Here is an 18176-nt window from a genome sequence, read left to right on the forward strand (position 1 = left end):
GTCCGCTCGGTCTCCTGCCTCGTCTTCGGCTGGGGTCACGGAGCGCTCCGCCGCAGCGTGCCGGCGAGGTAGAGGCAGCGGCGCACGAAGAGCGGCATCCGGCGCCCGAGGACCATCTGCTTGGCCCGTCGCAGCCGGCGCACGAACGGCCGCGAGACCGCCGGAACCGTGCCTGTCGCGCCACGCCGCAGGGCGACCGCGAAGGGAAAGTGCCCGAGCATCTCCGGGGCGAAGCGCGGCCGTTCCGGCACGTCCGGCAGGCTCCGCCGGCGGAAGGCCGCCTCCAGCGACAGGGCTGCCGCGGCCGGGCTGTAGCGGCCCTCCAGAGCGATGCGCGCGAAGGCGCCGAGCCGGATGCGGGCCTCCGGGTCTCCGATCAGCGCGGCCAGCGCTTCGGCGAGGGCGCCCGGCCGCATCGGCACGAGGCGGCCCGACACGCCGTCGATCACTGCGGAGGTCAGACCGGACGTGCGGTAGGCCAGGGTCGGCACGCCGCACAGGCCGGCCTCGATGGGGGTCTGCCCGAGGGTCTCGTGGCGGCTCGCCGTGACGTGGAGGTCGCAGGCACCGTACCATGCGGCCAGGGTTTCCTCGTCGGCGATGAGGCCGGGCGCGAACAGGTTCGCGACGCCGAGGCGTGCTGGATCGTCGAGCCGCCCGATTGCGACGACGCCGACGCCCGGCCCCGCCACGTCCCGGAGCGCCTCGCGCAGGTCGGGAAAGCCCTTATCGGGGCCATCGACGATCACTGAGGACACAAGAATCAGCACGTCGTCGGGTGGCAGCCCGAGCTGGCGGCGCAGGACAGCGCGATCTCCGGGCCGAAACACGGCGGTCGGGAAGGCCAGGCGAATCGGCTCAGCCGCGGTGCCGGGCGGAGCGAGTTCGCGCGCGCGCGCCAGCGTCCAGGCTGAATTCGCGAGCAGCCACGGTCCCGAGGGGGCTGCGAGGACGGCGCGCTTGCGGCCATGCATCCCGGCGATCCGGTCGGGCGCGAGTTGCGGGTACTCGTCGGGGCTGGGGCAGGCTGCGTCGCAGCCCATGGCCGCCCGGTCGCAATCCCGCGGATGACAGCATCGACCCGTCAGGGGAAACAGGTCGTGCAGGACGAGGCCGACCGGTCCCCGCCGGGCGAGGCGACCGACGACATCGAGGCTCCGGGTGGCGCCGTGCAGGTTGCCGGCGAGCACGAGGTCGGGGGCGACCGCCGCGATCGCCGCCTCCGCCTCGGGGAACGAATCGCGCCACTCGGCGGCCTCGGGGCGGCCGCTCAGCACGACCTCCGCCACACGATGGCCCGCCAGCGACAGCGCCTCGGCCAGCCGGCGCTGCGCCACGCCGGCGCCCCCCTGTGTGCCCGTCCCGGTGAGCGATACGATCGACAGGCCCGTCGCGGGCGGCTGCGGATCTGCGTGCAGCCGGTGGAGCAGGACCGGGCGGCCGATGAGGCTCCGCCGATCCTCGGGAACCCGCGACCAGGCCGCCCCGGTGTCGAGCATCCCGTCGGCCTCCAGCGGCGGATGGGCGCCCAGCGCCGCGCGGGTCCAGAGAACCGCGCCTCCGACAGGTGCGAGGTCCCCCGCTTCCGCCGCGCCGGCAGGCCCGTCGAGGCCTCGGACGGTGACGTCGAACAGGACGCGCAGCCCTGCCACCGCATCGACGTCGCTCAACGACCGCTCGAGCGCCAGGGCGGTCAGCGCCCCCGGGGCGAGCAGGTCGCCGGCGCGGAGCCAGAGCAGGTGATCCGTGTCCGGATCGGTCAGCAACCTGTCGATGGCGGCGCGGCCGGTGCCTGGGTTCAGGATGTCGTGCCGGAGTTCCGGATAGCCCTGCCGCAGGACCGAAGCGACGGTCTCGGCCAGCGCAGCCTCCGCCCGCGCCACCGTGACGATGCGGATCTTCGGCCAGGGGCGCCAATCGGGCAGCGATGCGGGACGGTGAGGTCCCACGGTGTTGCGTCCGAACGGCCAGCCGGCGACGCCGTGGGCGGGGGGTGACATGTCAGCGGCGTCGGTCACAGAGGCTCTGGCGGCGGCTCGCGTAGGGGCTGGGCGGTAGGTTGAACGGGAAGGTTGAAGATTGCCTGTCGTGTGCGGACGGCCTGTCATCCCGCCACGCGGATGCGGGCCGGACCGGCCGCGAACTGGCCGATAGTGGCGGCAGACGGGTAGCCCGCCGAGCGGATGCGCGCGAGGATCGCTTCGGCCTTGTCGGCCGAGCAGGTGACGAGAAGCCCGCCGGAGGTCTGCGGATCGGTGAGCAGGTGGCGGCGCCACTCGGGAAACGCATCCGGCAAATCTACCGCATCGCCGAAGGCGGCCCAGTTCCGGTGGGAGGCACCTGTGACGCAGCCCGCACGCACCAGGGCTTCCGCCTGCGGCAGGAGAGGCAGTGCGTCGAGTTCGAGCGTGAGGGTGAGACCGGCGCCGCGCGCGATCTCCAGGCCGTGACCCAGGATCCCGAAGCCGGTCACGTCCGTGAGGGCGTGGACGGCGGCCTCGGTGGCGAGGTCGGGGCCGATCCGGTTGAGCAGGGTGGTGGTTGCGATGAAGTCGCTGTAGCCGGCCTCGTCGAGGACGCCGCGCTTGATCGCCGCCGCGTAAACGCCGAGCCCGAGCGCCTTGGTGAGCAGGACCGCATCCCCGGCCTGCGCGTCGGCGTTGCGCCGCACCGCCTCCCGGCGACAGGTGCCGATCACCGCGAGGCCGTAGATCGGCTCCGGTGCGTCGATCGAGTGGCCGCCCGCCACCGGGATCCCGGCCTCGGCACATGTCTCGGCGCCGCCGCGCAGGATCCGGGCAACCACGTCCGGATCGATCTTGCCCAGGGGCATGCCCAGGATCGCGAGCGCGAGGAGCGGCCGTCCGCCCATGGCGTAGACGTCCGAGATGGCGTTCGTCGCGGCGATCCGGCCGAACGCGACGGGATCGTCCACCATCGGCGTGAAAAAGTCGGTGGTGGCGATGAGGCAGGTCCCGTCCTCGAGTTCCCACACCGCCGCATCGTCCGAGGTCTCGTTGCCGACCAGGAGCCGCTCGAACGGGCCGGCAACCGGCTGCTGCGCGAGGAGCTGGCGCAGGGTGGCCGGGTCGAGCTTGCAGCCGCAGCCGCCGCCATGGGCGAGGCTGGTCAGCCGGGGCGTATCGGGCATCGCTGGGCTCCGTTCCGGATGGTCCTCGGGCTTTCCGTGCGTCAGTAGCGCGTCGTCAGCGCGTTGAGCCAGTCCGGCGATGCCGAGACGGCGGCGGCCTCGACGCGCTTGTCGAGGCCGCTCAGCACCAGCAGGCCGAGGACAACCATCACGGCGCCCAGCGCAGCCTTGGCGGTCCGGCCGGCCGCGGCGAGGCCCCCGCGCCAGCGCATCAAGGCCTCGCGGGAGGCGAGCCCCAGGAGCATCAAAGGGGTCGCGGCCCCGATCCCGAAGGCCAGCATCGTCAGCGCCACGCTCCAGAGATGCTCGCCCCGCGCCGCCATCAGCGAGGCCGCGCCGAGTGTCGGTCCCACGCAGGGACTCCACGCCGCGCCGAGCAGCAGACCCACGGCGAACTGGCCGGACAATCCTCCGGCCGCGAAGCCGCCGAAGTGCTCCTCGGCCCAGGCGCCCACGGGACCGGCCGCGGTCGCGACCCTGGCCTGGACCTGCGGAAGCATCAGCACCACGCCCAGGAGCACGAGGAGCACCGCGCCGGCACGGCGGAACACGTCGCCGTCTAGTCCGATGGCGAAGCCGACGGTCGCGACGAACAGCCCGATGAGGGTGAAGGAGAGGGCCAGCCCCCCGGCCAGGGCGACCGGTCCGAGCCGATGCTCCGCGGCCGCAGTCCCGAGAACGATCGGGACCAGGGGCAGCACGCAGGGCGACAGCACCGAGAGCAGGCCCGCCAGGAACGCGAATCCCCCGCTCCCCAGCATGTCGCCCACCCTCTCGGTGCCCGCCGTCCGGACTAACGCTTCGCGCCTGCCGCGCCGGCCGTCAACGCGCCAGCCCGACGCGGGCCTGCGGGAACAAGGCGGCCCCCGCCCGATTTCGGGGCCAGTCCGGCGGCGGTTCCGGGCGGAGCGGAGCTGACCGGTGACCACCTTTTTCACGGGCGACACGCATTTCGGCGACCCGCGGGCGCTGCGCTTCGATCACCGACCCTACCCGGATCTCGCCGCCCACGATGCCGGCCTGATCGCCGCCTGGAACGAGGCGGTGACGCCCGGCGACACGGTCTGGCACCTCGGAGATTTCGCCCTGGGTCCGAGCGGGACGCGAATCCGCGAGATCCTCGATGGCCTGAACGGCGAGAAGCATCTGATCGTCGGCAATAATGACGGATCGGACACGGTGGCGGCCCCCGGCTGGGCATCGGTGCGGCACTACGCGGAACTCATGGTCGACGGGCGGATGGTGGTGCTCTGCCACTACGCGTTCCGGACCTGGAACGGGATGAGCCGTGGCGCCGTCAACCTCCACGGCCACAGCCACGGCAAGCTCAAGCCGACGCCGAAGCAATACGATGTCGGCGTGGACCCGATGGGACCTGCGCCTGTGACCCTCGCCATGATCCTCACTTCGCGCCTGCGGCGGAAGCCTTGATTCGGATCGGAACTTTCACGTGAGCTTCACCGTTTCAGCGCACAGAGAGGGAGTGGACCCGTGCCGCTCCGAGAAACCCGGCAGGCCCCGGCGGACCTGCCATCACAACCGTGTGTGAGTGTTCCCGTGAGTGCCAAGTCGGTCACTCTAACCCGCTGCCTCGCCAGCCTTCTGGCAGTCCTTGCCCTGACCTCCGCGGCGTCGGCCCTGCCGGCCTGCATCGAGGCGCAGCGCAAGGTAGACGAGGCGAATGCCCTGCGCTTCCAGGCGCGTCAGGAGGCACGTCTGGGCGACCACGACCGTGTCTGCGACACGCTGGACGAGGTCGGCGACCGCTACAACGACGCCCGCGACGCATTCGAGCGATGTGGCGAGGGCGTGGTTGCGATCGATCTCCGCAGCGAACTGCGGGGGTTGAGGATCGCCAAGAAAATCAACCGCTGCGACTGATCGGGTGCGGATCCGCACCTCGGCCGTCCCGTTTCTGCAGCATCACCCCCATACGCGCGACACAGGTCGCCGAAAAGGTTCCGCGCCGATGATCCCTGCCACGCTTTCGAACGAGATCGAACCCGCCGCCGTTCGGTCGGGGCCGTCCTTTGCTGCCGCGCTGTGCGGCTTCGTCAGCACCACCGTCGCGACGACGATGCTTCTCATGCTCCTCGGTACATTCTGATCAGGGCGCGACCGACCAGAACCGCTGGCGGTTAAACAACATATCCTGGGAGCCGACCTTGGGGGCCGGCTCCGTTCGGCGCCCGCAATCCACCTCGGCCGGCTTCGTGACGGCGGCGAGGGTGGCGGGAACCGGCGCATGTGCCAAGCCAAGGCGGGCCTGGATCTCGGGATGCCGCGACGCCGCGATGGTCAGCACGCAGGCGATCAGGCCGCCGGCAACAGTTCCGAGTAGGAAATTCAACATCGGGGTCGGGATCCGGGGGCCATTTCCTTGGGGCCTGGCAACGTCGTCGATGTCCAACCCGGCGGCATCATGGCGGATCGGACGCTCACGCGCTTTTAACGCCTGATGTGCGACAGCTCCGCGCCAGCTTGCACCCCAGGCAGGCCTTACGACGGGGCTGGACCGCCGATGAACTACGCTGCCAACGCTTACGCCAAGACCTCTCACAGCGCCCTGACACCCCGCGAAGCCGAATCCGCAGTTCTGCTGAAGGCGGCGCAGAAGCTCATCGGCGCCAGCCAGGGCCTCGCCGCCGGTGACGCCGGACGCATCAACGACGCCCTGACGTTCAACCAGCGTGTCTGGACGCTGCTGACCTCCGAGGCGACCTCCGACGAGAACCCGCTTCCCACCGACGTGAAGCAGGGCGTGGGCCGCCTGGGCGTTTTCGTTCTCCAGAGCTGCATCGACACGATGATCGCCCCGACGCCGGAGAAGATCGCCGCGCTCGTGTCGATCAACAATCACATCGCCGCGGGCCTGCAGGGCAATCCGGGCTGAGCCTGGACGGGCGTCAGGGAGCCGCCCGGGCCGGCGCGTCCGCCTGGGATGCCGGACCGGCGCACTCCCACTCGACGAGCTTGCGACTCAGCTTGAGCGCCCGATAGTGCTCGCCGGCCTCGACGGCCTGGGCGATGGCCGCGATTTGTGGGGCCGCCGCCGGCGCGATCCCGAGGAGGTCCGTCGCCTGCCGGAAGAACAGGTCGATGCCCTGCGTCGGATCGTCGGCGAGGTAGACGACCGTCAGCGTCAGATGCAGCCGCTTGCAGGCCGTGTCGGCCTCGCTCTCGGTGATGATCTCGCTCTCGCGCAGGAATTTGCACTGTGTCTCGATCAGGAAGGTCGAGCGGCGGTCGCCGTTACGCAGCAGCGCGCCGTTGATGATCAGCCTTTCGAACGGCTTGAGTTCCAGACGCAGGGGCATCGGGCTTTCCTTTCTAGAAGACCCGGCGATGTCATTCGTGAAACGTTAACGTTTCGCCAACCTGCGATGCGACCGCAGTCGTTGCGGGCTCCGTCCGGAATGGTAAAACTCCGACAAATCACCTCGCGATGACGGGTGTGCCGAGGAGTTCCGACGATGCCGCTGTCCGACACCCGCGCGCGCTATCCGAGCCTCGGCGGAAAGCGCGTGCTGGTGACCGGCGGCGCTTCCGGTATCGGCGCCGGTCTCGTCGCGGCATTCGTCGGTCAGGGTGCGCACGTCCTGTTCTGCGATATCGCGGACGACGCGGCCGACGCCCTGGTGGCGCACCTGACCCCCGCGGCAGCACACACGCCGCGCTACCGGCGCTGCGACCTGACCGACGTCGAGGCGGTCCGTGCCCTGGTCTCCGAGGCGGACAGGACGCTCGGCGGCCTCGACGTCCTCGTCGACAATGCCGGCAACGACGATCGTCACAGCCTTGCCGAGGTGACGCCTGCCTACTGGGACGATCGGATGGCGGTGAACCTGCGCCACCTGTTCTTCGCCGCCCAGGCGGCCGTTCCGGCGATGCGGCGAGGCGGCGGCGGGGTGATCCTCAATTTCGGATCGATCAGCTGGCATCTCGGACTCGAGGAGATGCCGCTCTATCAGACCGCCAAGGCGGCGATCGAGGGGATGACACGCGCCCTGGCCCGCGACCTTGGCCGCGACGGCATCCGGGTCGCGACCATCGTCCCCGGCAACGTCCAGACGTCGCGGCAGGAGAAGTGGTACACGCCGGAGGGCGAAGCCGAGATCGTCGCGTCGCAATGCCTCAATGGCCGGATCCAGCCCTTCGACGTCGCCGCGCTGACCCTCTTCCTCGCTTCGGACGACGCCCGAATGTGTACCGGGCACCCCTACTTCATCGACGCCGGCTGGCGCTGACCGAACCTCCCGCCCAACGGCGGTTCTCGAGCCGGATCGGACGTGCGGGCGGCGCTCCGGCGCCACCCGCAGACGTGCGTCAGTCGCACGTCTCCTTCTTCACGGTCTTGGAGTCGCCCATGTCGTTCTCCTTGCGCACCGTCTTGGTGACGCAGCCGTCGCCGTGCTCGTGGACGGTCACGGATTTCGACTCGGAAGCGGGACGGTCGACGACGACGGCGGGCCGATCGCGTTCAATCACGGTGGTCTGCGCCTGCGCGGCGGCGCCGAGGCTCAGGAGGGCGGCGGTCGCGAGCAAGATCGTGCGCATGCTGAAACTCCAGTGTCGGTTTCGATACCGACTAACTGCGGTCACAGCTTGAGCGTTCCGCGGATCTATTCGTGATGGCGGGCCGAACCCGTAAGGGAACTTGGCTCGGCCCGCGCGCCGTTCGGCATGAGGTGCAGCCGGAGCGACCGCGCCAATGATCCCGGAACCGGAGTCGATTCAAGTCCGGCCGACTACGTGCGCGGCGCGGTCGGTGCTCAGCCGCCCGTCATCGGAGGGAAGAAGGCGATTTCGCGGGCGCCGGCGATCGGCGCGTCCGGCTTGGCATGCGTCCGATCGATCGCGGCGCGGACGACGCCCGGATCCTCGAACGCGTAGGCGTATTCCTCGCCCCGGCCCCGGAGCCACGCGACGAGATCGGCGACGGTCGCGACCTCCGGCGGCGGTGCCAGCTCCTCCTCGGGGCGGCCGATCCGTTCGCGGACCCAGGCGAAATAGACGAGCTTCATCGCGTCACCGTAGCGAAGGCAGGGCAGGGACCGCGCCGGGCGCGGCCAGATCCATCACCGCGGATCGTCGATGACGTGCTTGATCCCGGCCCGCATGTAGTCCCAGCCGGTCCAGAGCGTGAGCGCGGCGGCGAGCCACAGCAGCGTCAGCCCGATCGGCTCGGTTCCCGGCAACACCGTCTCGCCCGCCGGGCCGGCCACCAGGAAGCCGAGGGCCACGAGCTGCACGGTGGTCTTCCACTTGGCGATCTTGCTGACCGGCACCCCGACCTTCAGCTCCGCGAGGTACTCGCGCAGGCCGGAGACCAGCACCTCCCGACACAGGATCACGATCGCCGCCCAGATGTTCGGGCCGACGATGGTGTGGTCCGCCGTCAGCATCAGCAGGCAGGCCGAGACCAGGAGCTTGTCGGCGATCGGATCGAGCATCCGGCCGAGCGCCGAGCTCTGGTGGTAGGTCCGGGCGACGTAGCCATCCAGGTAGTCGGTGATCGCCGCCGCGACGAACACGCCGAGCGCCGTCCACCGGGCGGTGTGGGATTCGGGCCAGAACAGCAGCGCGACCATCACCGGCACAGCAACGAGGCGCCCGTAGGTCAGGCAATTCGCGAGCGTCCAGGCCGGCGACCGTCGTCGAGGAAGGACGGCGTTCATCAGGGGGGTGAAATCAGAGCGCGGCCCGGCCGTCAACGCCTCCGCATCCGGCTCGGCCATCGCGGCCGGGTTCTCAGGCGCCGGCATGGAAGAAGTCGTAGACCGCCCGCGCCGTGGCGGCGTTCACGCCGGGGGTCTTGGCCAGGTCCTCGAAGGCGGCGCGCTCGATCGCCTTCACGGTCCCGAAGTGATGCAGAAGGGCGCGCTTTCGGCTGGGGCCGATTCCGGCGATCTCATCCAAGGGGTTCTTGACCATCTCACGCTTCCGCTTGGCCCGATGGCTGCCGATAGCGAAGCGGTGGGCCTCGTCGCGCAGCCGCTGCACGAAGTAGAGCGTCGGGTCGCGCGGCGGAAGCTTGAAGGGCGGTCGACCGGGCAGGAAAAACGTCTCGCGCCCGGCGTCCCGGTCCCGGCCCTTGGCGACGCCGATGAGCGGCACACCCGAGACGCCGACCTCGTCCAGCGCCGCCCGGGCGGCGTCGAGCTGGCCCTTGCCGCCGTCGATCAGCACGAGGTCCGGCCATGCCGGGAAGGCCTCGCTCTCCTCGCTCGGTGCCGGGACCGGTTCCTGCGCGCCGCCCTCGGCGGCGGCCGCCGACGCCTCGCGCTCCGCCCGCGGCGCCTCCTTCGCGAGCCGCTTGAACCGTCGCTGAAGAACTTCGCGCATCATGCCGTAATCGTCGCCCGGGGTGAGGTCCTCGGACTTGATGTTGAACGTGCGGTAATGCGCCTTCATGAAGCCCGTTGGGCCGGCGACGACCATGCCGCCGACCGCATTGGTGCCCATGATGTGCGAGTTGTCGTAGACCTCGATCCGACGCGGCGCCCGGTCGAGCCCGAAGGCCTGTCCCAGGGCCACCAGCAGCTTGCCCTGGGAGGCCGTGTCGGCGAGGCGCCGGGCCAGCGCCTCCTTGGCGTTGCGCTGGGCGTAATCGACGAGGTTCTTCCGCTCACCGCGGCTCGGTCGGTGGATCTCGACGCGGTGATCCACCCGGCTTGACAGCGCCGCTGCCACCAGTTCGGCATCCTCGATCCCGTGGCTGGTCAGGACGGTGCGTGGCGCGGGCTTGTCGTCGTAGAACTGGCCGATGAACGAGCCCAGCACCTCGTCGGGCGTCATCGTCCGATCGGCTTTGGGGAAGTAGGCGCGGTTGCCCCAATTCTGGAAGTTGCGGAAGAAGAAGACTTCGATGCAGAATTGGCCGGCCTGCTCGTCGAGGGCGAACACGTCCGCCTCCTCGACACCCTGGGTGTTCACGCCCTGCACGCCCTGGATCGCCGAGAGCGCGGCGATCCGGTCCCGGTAGCGGGCGGCGCGCTCGAACTCCATGGCGTCGGATGCCGCCTGCATCTCGGCGCGCATGCGGTCCTTCACGGCATTCGACTTGCCTGCCAGGAACGCCCGGGCGGCATCCGCCATGGCGGCGTAATCGTCGGCCGCGATCTCGCCCGTGCAGGGGCCGGAGCAACGCTTGATCTGGTAGAGCAGGCAGGGCCGGGTGCGGTTCTCGTAATAGCTGTCGGTGCAGGTGCGCAGCAGGAACGCCCGCTGCAGGGCGTTCACCGTGCGGTTGACCGCCCAGACGCTGGCGAAGGGACCGTAATAGTTGCCCTTCCGACGCCGCGCGCCCCGGTGCTTGACGATCTGCGGGGCCGGCCCGTCCTCAGTGACCAGGATGTAGGGGAACGACTTGTCGTCCCGCATCAGCACGTTGAAGCGGGGCTTCAGCTGCTTGATCAGGTTGGCTTCGAGGAGGAGCGCCTCGGTCTCGGTCGCGGTGGTGACGAACTCCATCGCCGCCGTCTGCGAGATCATCCGGGCGATGCGATTCGAATGCGCTTGGCCCCGGGCGTAGGAGCCGACCCGCGCCTTCAGATTCTTCGCCTTGCCGACGTAGAGGACGTCGCCGCGATGGTCGAACATCCGGTAGACACCGGGCGAGGACGGCAGCGTCGACCAGAAGCGTCGGATCACCTCGGTGCCGGCCTGGACGGCGCCCGGCTCGAAGTCGAAGTCGATGTCCGGCGCATCCGGGGCGGTCGAACCCGTTTCCGGGTCGTCGGCGCCCTCGTCCCGCTCGGCGTCGCGGCCGTCGTCGAACGTGTCCGGGGGCAGGTCTGAAAGGGCTCTGCGGCTCATACCGCAGATCTAAGCGTTCCGGACCGTCAGGGGGACAGGGGCGGCGACAAAAATCGCCTGCCGGTGATCCGGCCGGTCAGTCGAACAGCGAATCGATGTCGCTCTGGTCGACATGGCCGGGGTCGTGGTCGAGCTTGGGGCCGTTCAGGAGCGAGCTTTCGTCGTCCAGGGAGGTCGGCACCGGCATCACGGTGATCAGTTCCTTGAAGCTGTCGAGTTCCGACCACGTCGCGATGAGTCGGTCGAGATGCTCCTCGATGAACTTCATGACGCTGACGATCTTAGTGATCCGCTGGCCGGTCAGGTCCTGGAAGTTGCAGGCCTCGTAGGCTGTGATCACACGCTCGAGGATCACGTCGACGTGGGGCTTCATGCCGGGGGGCAGCGTCGCGGCACTGAGCATGCCGGCATGGCTCTCGATCTCCTCGACCGCCCCGAGCAGCTGGGTCGTGGCGCGCTCGGTCGAGTCGACCACGGCGTCGAGTTCGTCGGCCGCCCGGCGCATGCCCTTGCCGGTATTCTCGGTCCGGTGCAGCGTCGCCAGCTCCGACTTGGTGCGGGTGATCGCTTCCTTCATCACGTCGAGTTCGGTGCGCATCGCCAGCGCCTCGTGCAACTCGCGGCGGCACGATTCGATGGTCTCGCTCGCGCTCATCTGCGTGACGCGGCGCAGATCCTGGATCGCGTTGAAGATCTCCTCAAGGCGTTCGTTCGACGCAATAGACCCCGGTCCGGGCGGCGGAGCTCCGGGAAGCCCGAGGCTGTCTTCGATGCGATAGCGCTTCTGGGTCATCGTCCGGGCGTGAGCGTGTGGGTTCCGTCGCCGCAACTCTCTACCACATCGGTTAGCGGACTGTGACTGCCAAGCTTTTTTGAACGCCCGCCTGGTTTGCCGACGCACGCCTTAAGGCTCGATTCACCCTGACGCCGCCGGACCGGGGAGAGGCGGCTCCGTCAAATCGATTCACCACGTTCGTTCACCTGATTCGCCAAAATCGAACGGGATCCTTCGCGCGTCGGAGGTACGGGCTCCGGCTCGGGAGCATGCGACGATGCGGGGTTCAGTCCAACTGGGGATAGGGGTGGCCGCGGCCGCGCTGGTGTGGTGCGTCCCGGCGCAGGCGCAGCAGGCACGCTATGCCGAGGGTGGCTACGGCGGCGGCCTGATCGAATACCTCGTCACCGGCAGTGCCGCGGGGGGCGCGCGCGGCTGGCCGCAGCGCGCTGCCGCCCCGCAGCGGGTCGCGGCCTATTCGGGCGAGCTGGTGCCGGCCGAACCAGAAGCCGCCCAGGCCTATGGACAGAATTACGGCGCGGCCCGGACTTCCGGTTCGAGTCAGCCCTACGGCGCGCCGCCCGCGGCCGCCTATGGTGCACCCCAGGCCGATCCTGCCCGGATCGCCCGCGCGGTCGCGCCCGAATTCCAGCGCCAGGAGGTCGCGTTTGCCGGGGCGCAGAGACCCGGCACGATCGTGATCGACACGGCCGGCAAGCATCTCTACCTCGTTCAGCCCGGCCAGCGCGCCCTGCGCTACGGCATCGGCGTCGGACGTCCGGGCTTCGCCTGGAGCGGCCTGAAGACCGTCAGCCGGAAGGCGGAGTGGCCAGACTGGACGCCGCCGGCCGAGATGCTCGCCCGTCGTCCCGACCTGCCGCGCCATATGGCGGGCGGTCCGGAGAACCCGCTCGGCGCGCGCGCCCTCTATCTCGGCTCGTCACTCTACCGGATCCACGGCACGAACGAGCCCAACACGATCGGCCAGTCGGTGTCGTCGGGATGCATCCGGATGATGAACGACGACGTCGTCGATCTCTATGAGCGCGTTCCGGTGGGAACGCGGGTCGAAGTCCTCTGAGCGTTCAATGCGTCCGGTCGACCGGAGGCAGTGGCGCCAGTTACGGAAAGGCCCGGCCGCGCCTGCGCGCGACCGGGCCTTCGTCGTAATGAGGGACGATCAGGTCCAGTCGCTGTCGTCGCCGCCGCCGAGATCGCCGCCGAAATCGCCGCCCGGATCGCTGTAGTTCGCGTCCTGGAAGCCGCCCATGTCGCCGCCGCTGTTGTCGAGGGCCGCACCGAGATCCTGATTGCCGCCGTCACCGTAGTAATTGTTGACGACGGTCTCGCCCCCGCCACCGAGGCCCGCGGCCGCAGCGCTGCCCAGGCTCGAATGGCCGCCCGCGAAGGCGTTCGAGAGGGCGCTGCCAAGAAGCATGCCGCCCGCTGCGCCCGCCGCCATCGGGAGCGCCGTTGCCATGAAGCCGCCGCCGCGCGCCGGCGCCTGGGGCTGCCCACCCCACGGACCGCCCTGCTGCTGCGGGTAGCCGCCCTGTTGCGGGTAGCCCTGCTGCGGATAGCCCTGCGGCGGCGCACCGGCCTGGTTGCCCCAGGGCTGTCCCGCCGGGCGCTGCTGGCCGTAGCCGGGCTGCGGCTCCTGCCGCTGGCCGCCGCCGCCGAAGATGCTCGACAGGAAGCCGCCGCCGCCGGAGGGCTGGGCCGAAGACGCCTGGCTGCGCGCCTGCTCGAGCTGCTGGTTCAGGCTCTTGATGGCCTCTTCCTGCACGTAGATCAGCTGGGCCATCGCGTAGGGGGCGTAGGGCTGCGTCCGGAGCTTGTCGGCGATGAAGCGCTCCGCTTCCGCGTCGCGGGGCTGGGACTGTGCCTGCTCCAGTCGCTGGAAGATGCCCGAAATGACGTCGCGTTCTTCGCTGTTCATGGAGTCGTCCTCCTCGAATCTAGCCCGCGGGCTCGAACGCGCCGCATGGCAGACACGACATGGGTGCGCGGCGACGCTTTGTCAGGGGGATTGCGAAAACTTCATCCGAAGGCTGCGAAACGCGAGAAGCCCGGCCGATCGGCCGGGCTTCCCACACGCGGAGGCTGAGGTCTGCGGCGGAAGCCGCACCCGTGGCCGATCCTAGTACGAGCCGAACTTGTAGTTCAGGCCAGCGCGGACGACGGCGAACTCGTCGGAGCGGCGGCCGACGCCGCTGTAGACGACCGGGAAGTTGTTGGCGGCGTTGACGACGAGCGCACCCTGGCTGCGGGTGTTGCGGTCGAGGTTGACGTACAGGCCTTCGACCTTGAGCGTCACCGCCGAGGAGCGGAAGAAGTTCAGGAACGAGTCGGTGGGCAGGGCGTACTCGATGCCGCCGCCGGCGGCCCAGCCGGTGCGGAAGCTGTCGTTGCCGGCGAAGCCACCGAACGAGCGGTCGGCGCTGCCCGAGCCGTAGGCGAAGCCGCCGGTGCCGTACACGAGGGTGCGGTCGAAGGCGTAGCCGAGGCGGCCGCGCACCGTGCCGAAATAGTCGAGGCTGGAGAGGCCGCGCGGGTCGGTGACGTAGTAGCCGGGGGCCAGGGCGCCACTGATGAAGGCGCTGTTCCGGTTACGGCCGAAGTCGAGGTACTGGGCATCGGCCTCGACGCCGATCACCACGCCCGAGCCCGGCGTGAACTGGTAGTTGTAGCCGACCTGACCACCGCCGGAGAAGCCGTCCTGGCTGCTGTTGCGGAAGGTGGCGACGGTGCCGGGGGCGGCGTAGGGGAACGGCACGCCGAAGCTGTTGCCGGTGGAGCGGCTGCTGGCGTCGAAGGCGTAGCCGGCGTTGATACCGAAGTAGGCGCCCGTCCAGGTGAACACCGGGACCGGGGTGAACACCGGCGGCGGAGCGGCCCGGCGCGGAAGGTCGGCGGCGAAGGCCGAACCCGCGAAGGCGACGCCCGCGAGGGCCGTGGTGACGCGGAGCAGGGATTTCATGTTCTGGTCCTCACTGGTTGCCCCCGCCGCCCGTCGAGCGGGTGGCTGCGGAGCCGGATCTGGTAGCTGTCCAGCGGTTCCAGGGCTGCTTTACGCTCTGCGGTGTCGCCGACCGCTCATCGCGGCCCCTTGTGGCAACCCGCCGTTTTTCCCCGGCACCTTGACCCCACAACGCGTTCGAATGGCCAAGGTTCATTTACGGCTACGCTTTTTTCCTGGCCCTGCGTCGACAAAGTGTCGCACCCCCTGTTCGGGTCGGGACGGAGGGGTCATGGCGCGAGGGTGACGGCGGAGATCAGGCGTCCATAATCCGCCTCGCCGCGATGCGTGGCCCGGCGGTAGCTGTAGAACCGCTCGGGATCCGCGTAGGTGCAGAGATGAAGCGCGGTGGCCTCTCCGATCTGGGCTTCGGCGAGACGCGCCAGGATGAAGCCCGGGAGGTCGAACTGCGCGTGGTCGGGCCGCGTGCCGGCAGCCAGGAACCGCTCCATCCCGGGGGCATCCGCCTGAAACCGCGTGATGAAGTCCGGGCCGACCTCATAGGAGGCCTGCCCGATTGTCGGCCCCAGCACGGCGACGATCCTTTGCCGTCTCGCGCCCAGCGCCTCCATGGCCGCCACTGTCGCCGCGATGACGCCGGTGAGGGCACCCTTCCAGCCGGCATGGGCGGCGCCGACGACCCCGTGCTCGGGATCGGCGAACAGGATTGGCCCGCAATCGGCCGTCGCGATGCCCAGCGCCAGGCCGGGCACCCGCGTCACCATGGCATCGGCCTTCGGGCGCTCCCCCGCCGCGAACGGCGCCGTGACTGTGACGACGTCGGCCGAATGGACCTGGTACAGGCTCACGAGCCGGTCCGGCGGCAGGCCGAGCTGGCTGCACATCCGCGCCCGATTCTCGGCGACGCGCTCCGGCACGTCCTGGGAGCCGAGACCGCCGTTCAGCGACGCGTAGACGCCCTCCGAAACTCCCCCGCAGCGGGTGAAGAAGGCGTGACGCACGCCCGCATGCGCGGAGAGTTCCGGTGCCTCGATCATCATGCCTGCGGTCACGGTTGGCCTCTCGCGTACCCCTGTGGCGCTGCGATACCGCAAGGCCGGACCCTTGACGATGTCGTTCAGGCGTCAGATTCTTGTTGCATCGCAGTATGGAGCCGATCCGGCTTCACCTCGAGAAGGATCGCAATGTCACGCGGCATCGAAACCGACGCCCTGCCCGACACCCCCGAGGCTGAGGAGCCCCGGATCCCGACCGCGCCCGCGCATCCCGTGACGGGCGAGCCCGCCGCCTTCGACCCCAACGACCTCAATCCGCCTGCACCGCCGACACCGCGGCCCTCCAGCCAGACGGATTCCGGCTTCGGCTCCTTCGGCTGACGACGCTCGGCTCCGCATCGGTCCGAAGACGAGACCCGGTGGTTCAGGCCTCCGGGAAGCCCGGGAGCGGCCCGATCGTCGGGCCGCTCACCGCCAGGACCTTGAACAGGCTGCCCATGCTCCCGACACGGGGGTCTGTGAGACGTGCGACGGCGGCGTCGATCGCGGCGGACTGCGCCGCCGTGGCCCGGGCCTTCAGGCGGTCGGCCCGCGCGCCGAGGCCGAGGGCGGCCAGGAAATTACCCTGATCCACCGGTCCATGAATCGCGGCCCCCTCCGCCCGTGCAGCCCGAGCGAGGGCGGCGAAGTCGACATGATGCGTGAGATCCGCCGCGCCCGGGGCGGAGAGGGGATCGGTGAGGCGATGGCCTGCCAGGGCCTGGAGGGTATCGCCGAACCCGGGTCGGACATGGCCGTAATCGATCGCCAGCAGGGCGCCCCCCGTGGTGCGCAGGCGTCCTGCCAGCCTGCGCATCAGCGCCAGACCGGCTGCCGGCACGCTCATCAGCGCGCCGTCCGGGCCGTCCGCGTCGAGGCCGGGACTCGGTTCCGGTGACAGGCCGAAGGCGAGGGCGCCCTCGGGACCGAGCCCGACCTGTCGCTCATGCCAGCCCGTCGGGCGACGCTCGAACTGGCGCACCGGCAGGCAATCGAAGAACTCGTTGGCCAGGATGATCGCCGGACCGGGGGGCAGCGTCTCGATCCCGTCGTGCCACGTCGCGCCGGTCCCGGCGAGGGCGCGCGCCTGCGCGGCCCGCAGCACAGGACTGGTTTCGACGAGGTGCGGCGTCACGGGCAGGCCGGGAGCCGCCGCCCGCAGCGCCCGCAGGGCATCGGCCATCAGCGTGCCGCGACCAGGCCCGAACTCCACCAGCATTAGCGGATCGGGTCGCCCCATCGCCCCGTGGACGTAGGCCGTCCAGGCGCCAATCAGCTCGCCGAACATCTGGCTGATCTCGGGCGCCGTGATGAAGTCGCCCTGCACCCCCAGGGGGTCGCGGTTGCGGTAGTAGCCGTGGATCGGATGGCCGAGGCAGAGGGCCATGTAGCGGTCGACGCCAATCGGCCCGTTCTGGCGGATCAGCGCCGCGATCTCGGCTCCGAGGGGCGTCACGCCTCGATGGCCGCCTTGCGCGCCGCCTCGGCGGTGGGGAGCTCGACCGGGTTGCGCGGTCGCGTCCGGCCGGTCCCGGCTAGCACGATGTAGGTGAGGCCGATGATCATCATCGGCACGCAGAGCAGCATGCCCATGGTCACGCCGCCGCCCATAGGACCGAGATGGTCGCCGAACAGGAAGCCGAGCTGGCGATCCGGCTCGCGGAAGAACTCGCAGAACGTCCGGGCCAGGGCATAGCCGAGGACGAAGATGCCGCCGAGCAAGCCGGGCTTTCGGAAGCCGAACCGGCGGACGCTGATCGCCATCACGACGAAGAGGAGCAGGCCCTCGGTCGCGGCCTCGTAGAGCTGGCTCGGGTGGCGCGGCAGCGGTCCGCCGCTCGGGAACACGATGGCGTAGGGGAAGTCCGGCGCCACGCGCCCCCAGAGTTCGCCGTTCACGAAGTTGGCGATGCGGCCGAAGAACAGCCCGATCGGCACGACCACCGCGCCTATGTCGAGGAGCGTGTAGCCGTTGAGGCTCTTGGCCCGGGCGAAGAGCAGGAAGGCCAGGATCGCCCCGATGAAGCCGCCGTGGAACGACATGCCGCCGTTGCGGATCGCCAGGATCTCCATCGGATCGGCGATGTACATGGGCAGGTTGTAGAACAGCACGTAGCCGATCCGGCCGCCGAGCACGACGCCGAGGGCTACCCAGACCACGAGGTCGTCGATATCGAGGACCTGCGGGCGCTTTACCACCCCCCATAGGCTGTCGGCCATGACGAGGCGGCGCGCGTAATACCAGCCGCCGATCAGGCCGGCGATATAGGCGAGCGCGTACCATTTGATCGTGATCGGCCCGATCGCGAGGGCCACCGGATCGATGGCCGGAAAGGGCAGGGCGAGGAGCGGCATCGGTCTCACCTCCGAGGCGGCCGGATTGGACGCCGGAGGGGTTGCACGTCAAGCCTGCACGCC

22 protein-coding genes are annotated in these 18176 nt (G+C 69.9%); 7 read left to right on the forward strand and 15 right to left on the reverse strand.

The window, feature by feature from the left end:
- Positions 1-35: 35 nt before the first annotated feature.
- From ACXJKQ_RS05730 to ACXJKQ_RS05740, 3 genes are all read right to left on the reverse strand, one after another.
- Positions 36-2000 (reverse strand): glycosyltransferase, encoded by a 1965-nt coding sequence (locus ACXJKQ_RS05730; protein ID WP_457104801.1) that lies wholly within the window; start codon positions 1998-2000, stop codon positions 36-38.
- Between the two features lie 104 nt (positions 2001-2104).
- Positions 2105-3151, reverse strand: coding sequence for a selenide, water dikinase SelD (gene selD / locus ACXJKQ_RS05735; RefSeq protein WP_457104802.1), 1047 nt, complete (start codon positions 3149-3151; stop codon positions 2105-2107).
- 41 nt (positions 3152-3192) lie between these two features.
- Positions 3193-3912, reverse strand: coding sequence for a cytochrome c biogenesis CcdA family protein (locus ACXJKQ_RS05740; RefSeq protein ID WP_457104803.1), 720 nt, complete (start codon positions 3910-3912; stop codon positions 3193-3195).
- A gap of 160 nt (positions 3913-4072) precedes the next feature.
- Between ACXJKQ_RS05740 and ACXJKQ_RS05745 the strand changes: the two genes are divergently transcribed.
- The 3 genes from ACXJKQ_RS05745 to ACXJKQ_RS05755 all read left to right on the forward strand — a co-directional run bounded on the left by ACXJKQ_RS05745 (position 4073) and on the right by ACXJKQ_RS05755 (position 5258).
- Complete coding sequence (locus ACXJKQ_RS05745) at positions 4073-4582, forward strand: metallophosphoesterase (RefSeq protein WP_457104804.1); 510 nt, start codon at positions 4073-4075, stop codon at positions 4580-4582.
- A gap of 126 nt (positions 4583-4708) precedes the next feature.
- Positions 4709-5032 carry a hypothetical protein gene (locus tag ACXJKQ_RS05750; protein ID WP_457104805.1) on the forward strand — a complete coding sequence of 108 codons (324 nt, stop codon included), beginning with the start codon at positions 4709-4711 and terminating at the stop codon, positions 5030-5032.
- Positions 5033-5036: 4 nt separating this feature from the next.
- Entirely contained in the window at positions 5037-5258 is a 222-nt protein-coding gene (locus tag ACXJKQ_RS05755; protein WP_457104854.1) for a hypothetical protein, read from the forward strand.
- Here ACXJKQ_RS05755 and ACXJKQ_RS05760 read toward each other — a convergent pair whose 3' ends face one another.
- Positions 5259-5561 carry a hypothetical protein gene (locus ACXJKQ_RS05760; RefSeq protein WP_457104806.1) on the reverse strand — a complete coding sequence of 101 codons (303 nt, stop codon included), beginning with the start codon at positions 5559-5561 and terminating at the stop codon, positions 5259-5261. It lies immediately after the preceding gene.
- A 111-nt stretch (positions 5562-5672) separates the two neighbouring features.
- Between ACXJKQ_RS05760 and flaF the strand changes: the two genes are divergently transcribed.
- Positions 5673-6044 carry a flagellar biosynthesis regulator FlaF gene (gene flaF / locus ACXJKQ_RS05765; RefSeq protein WP_457104807.1) on the forward strand — a complete coding sequence of 124 codons (372 nt, stop codon included), beginning with the start codon at positions 5673-5675 and terminating at the stop codon, positions 6042-6044.
- 13 nt (positions 6045-6057) lie between these two features.
- Here the strand turns inward: flaF and ACXJKQ_RS05770 are convergent, their stop codons facing one another.
- Positions 6058-6468: a flagellar biosynthesis repressor FlbT gene (locus ACXJKQ_RS05770; protein ID WP_457104808.1), complete on the reverse strand. Its 411-nt coding sequence runs from the start codon at positions 6466-6468 to the stop codon at positions 6058-6060.
- Positions 6469-6624: 156 nt separating this feature from the next.
- Here ACXJKQ_RS05770 and ACXJKQ_RS05775 point away from each other — a divergent pair, with 156 nt between their 5' ends.
- Complete coding sequence (locus tag ACXJKQ_RS05775) at positions 6625-7398, forward strand: SDR family NAD(P)-dependent oxidoreductase (RefSeq protein ID WP_457104809.1); 774 nt, start codon at positions 6625-6627, stop codon at positions 7396-7398.
- A gap of 79 nt (positions 7399-7477) precedes the next feature.
- On the opposite strand, the gene ACXJKQ_RS05780 is transcribed toward ACXJKQ_RS05775, so the two are convergent.
- The 5 genes from ACXJKQ_RS05780 to ACXJKQ_RS05800 form a co-directional block, all read right to left on the reverse strand.
- Complete coding sequence (locus ACXJKQ_RS05780; RefSeq protein WP_331294072.1) at positions 7478-7708, reverse strand: hypothetical protein; 231 nt, start codon at positions 7706-7708, stop codon at positions 7478-7480.
- A 215-nt stretch (positions 7709-7923) separates the two neighbouring features.
- Positions 7924-8175, reverse strand: coding sequence for a molybdopterin converting factor subunit 1 (gene moaD, locus ACXJKQ_RS05785; protein WP_457104810.1), 252 nt, complete (start codon positions 8173-8175; stop codon positions 7924-7926).
- Between the two features lie 54 nt (positions 8176-8229).
- The gene (gene pgsA, locus ACXJKQ_RS05790; protein WP_457104851.1) at positions 8230-8829 is read right to left on the reverse strand and encodes a CDP-diacylglycerol--glycerol-3-phosphate 3-phosphatidyltransferase; all 600 of its coding nucleotides are present in this window, start codon (positions 8827-8829) and stop codon (positions 8230-8232) included.
- A gap of 73 nt (positions 8830-8902) precedes the next feature.
- Positions 8903-10969, reverse strand: a complete 2067-nt coding sequence (gene uvrC, locus ACXJKQ_RS05795) for an excinuclease ABC subunit UvrC (protein WP_457104811.1) — start codon at positions 10967-10969, stop codon at positions 8903-8905.
- Between the two features lie 76 nt (positions 10970-11045).
- The gene (locus ACXJKQ_RS05800) at positions 11046-11762 is read right to left on the reverse strand and encodes a protein phosphatase CheZ (RefSeq protein ID WP_457104812.1); all 717 of its coding nucleotides are present in this window, start codon (positions 11760-11762) and stop codon (positions 11046-11048) included.
- Positions 11763-12021: 259 nt separating this feature from the next.
- Here ACXJKQ_RS05800 and ACXJKQ_RS05805 point away from each other — a divergent pair, with 259 nt between their 5' ends.
- Positions 12022-12825, forward strand: a complete 804-nt coding sequence (locus tag ACXJKQ_RS05805) for a L,D-transpeptidase (protein WP_457104813.1) — start codon at positions 12022-12024, stop codon at positions 12823-12825.
- A 99-nt stretch (positions 12826-12924) separates the two neighbouring features.
- On the opposite strand, the gene ACXJKQ_RS05810 is transcribed toward ACXJKQ_RS05805, so the two are convergent.
- The 3 genes from ACXJKQ_RS05810 to pgeF form a co-directional block, all read right to left on the reverse strand.
- Positions 12925-13683 (reverse strand): DUF2076 domain-containing protein, encoded by a 759-nt coding sequence (locus tag ACXJKQ_RS05810; protein ID WP_457104814.1) that lies wholly within the window; start codon positions 13681-13683, stop codon positions 12925-12927.
- A gap of 201 nt (positions 13684-13884) precedes the next feature.
- Entirely contained in the window at positions 13885-14724 is an 840-nt protein-coding gene (locus tag ACXJKQ_RS05815) for an outer membrane protein (RefSeq protein WP_457104815.1), read from the reverse strand.
- 269 nt (positions 14725-14993) lie between these two features.
- The gene (gene pgeF, locus ACXJKQ_RS05820) at positions 14994-15764 is read right to left on the reverse strand and encodes a peptidoglycan editing factor PgeF (protein WP_457104852.1); all 771 of its coding nucleotides are present in this window, start codon (positions 15762-15764) and stop codon (positions 14994-14996) included.
- 144 nt (positions 15765-15908) lie between these two features.
- Here pgeF and ACXJKQ_RS05825 point away from each other — a divergent pair, with 144 nt between their 5' ends.
- Positions 15909-16100 (forward strand): fibronectin-attachment protein (FAP), encoded by a 192-nt coding sequence (locus ACXJKQ_RS05825; protein ID WP_457104816.1) that lies wholly within the window; start codon positions 15909-15911, stop codon positions 16098-16100.
- Positions 16101-16143: 43 nt separating this feature from the next.
- Here ACXJKQ_RS05825 and ACXJKQ_RS05830 read toward each other — a convergent pair whose 3' ends face one another.
- A complete protein-coding gene (locus tag ACXJKQ_RS05830; RefSeq protein WP_457104817.1) occupies positions 16144-17214 on the reverse strand; it encodes a class I SAM-dependent methyltransferase in 1071 nt (356 codons plus the stop codon).
- The gene (gene lgt, locus ACXJKQ_RS05835) at positions 17211-18113 is read right to left on the reverse strand and encodes a prolipoprotein diacylglyceryl transferase (protein ID WP_457104818.1); all 903 of its coding nucleotides are present in this window, start codon (positions 18111-18113) and stop codon (positions 17211-17213) included. Before lgt ends, ACXJKQ_RS05830 begins: the two co-directional genes overlap by 4 nt.
- Positions 18114-18176: the final 63 nt, after the last annotated feature.

This window comes from Methylobacterium sp. P5_C11, from assembly GCF_054049775.1.

Coding starts and splice junctions, on each gene's coding strand:
- lgt (WP_457104818.1), bottom strand. CDS start 18,113: ATGCCGCTCCTCGCCCTGCCCTTTCCGGCCATCGATCCGGTGGCCCTC.
- ACXJKQ_RS05775 (WP_457104809.1), top strand. CDS start 6,625: ATGCCGCTGTCCGACACCCGCGCGCGCTATCCGAGCCTCGGCGGAAAG.
- ACXJKQ_RS05800 (WP_457104812.1), bottom strand. CDS start 11,762: ATGACCCAGAAGCGCTATCGCATCGAAGACAGCCTCGGGCTTCCCGGA.
- ACXJKQ_RS05825 (WP_457104816.1), top strand. CDS start 15,909: ATGTCACGCGGCATCGAAACCGACGCCCTGCCCGACACCCCCGAGGCT.
- moaD (WP_457104810.1), bottom strand. CDS start 8,175: ATGAAGCTCGTCTATTTCGCCTGGGTCCGCGAACGGATCGGCCGCCCC.
- selD (WP_457104802.1), bottom strand. CDS start 3,151: ATGCCCGATACGCCCCGGCTGACCAGCCTCGCCCATGGCGGCGGCTGC.
- ACXJKQ_RS05780 (WP_331294072.1), bottom strand. CDS start 7,708: ATGCGCACGATCTTGCTCGCGACCGCCGCCCTCCTGAGCCTCGGCGCC.
- ACXJKQ_RS05770 (WP_457104808.1), bottom strand. CDS start 6,468: ATGCCCCTGCGTCTGGAACTCAAGCCGTTCGAAAGGCTGATCATCAAC.
- ACXJKQ_RS05815 (WP_457104815.1), bottom strand. CDS start 14,724: ATGAAATCCCTGCTCCGCGTCACCACGGCCCTCGCGGGCGTCGCCTTC.
- ACXJKQ_RS05810 (WP_457104814.1), bottom strand. CDS start 13,683: ATGAACAGCGAAGAACGCGACGTCATTTCGGGCATCTTCCAGCGACTG.
- ACXJKQ_RS05740 (WP_457104803.1), bottom strand. CDS start 3,912: ATGCTGGGGAGCGGGGGATTCGCGTTCCTGGCGGGCCTGCTCTCGGTG.
- flaF (WP_457104807.1), top strand. CDS start 5,673: ATGAACTACGCTGCCAACGCTTACGCCAAGACCTCTCACAGCGCCCTG.
- pgsA (WP_457104851.1), bottom strand. CDS start 8,829: ATGAACGCCGTCCTTCCTCGACGACGGTCGCCGGCCTGGACGCTCGCG.
- ACXJKQ_RS05730 (WP_457104801.1), bottom strand. CDS start 2,000: ATGTCACCCCCCGCCCACGGCGTCGCCGGCTGGCCGTTCGGACGCAAC.
- uvrC (WP_457104811.1), bottom strand. CDS start 10,969: ATGAGCCGCAGAGCCCTTTCAGACCTGCCCCCGGACACGTTCGACGAC.
- ACXJKQ_RS05805 (WP_457104813.1), top strand. CDS start 12,022: ATGCGGGGTTCAGTCCAACTGGGGATAGGGGTGGCCGCGGCCGCGCTG.
- pgeF (WP_457104852.1), bottom strand. CDS start 15,764: ATGATGATCGAGGCACCGGAACTCTCCGCGCATGCGGGCGTGCGTCAC.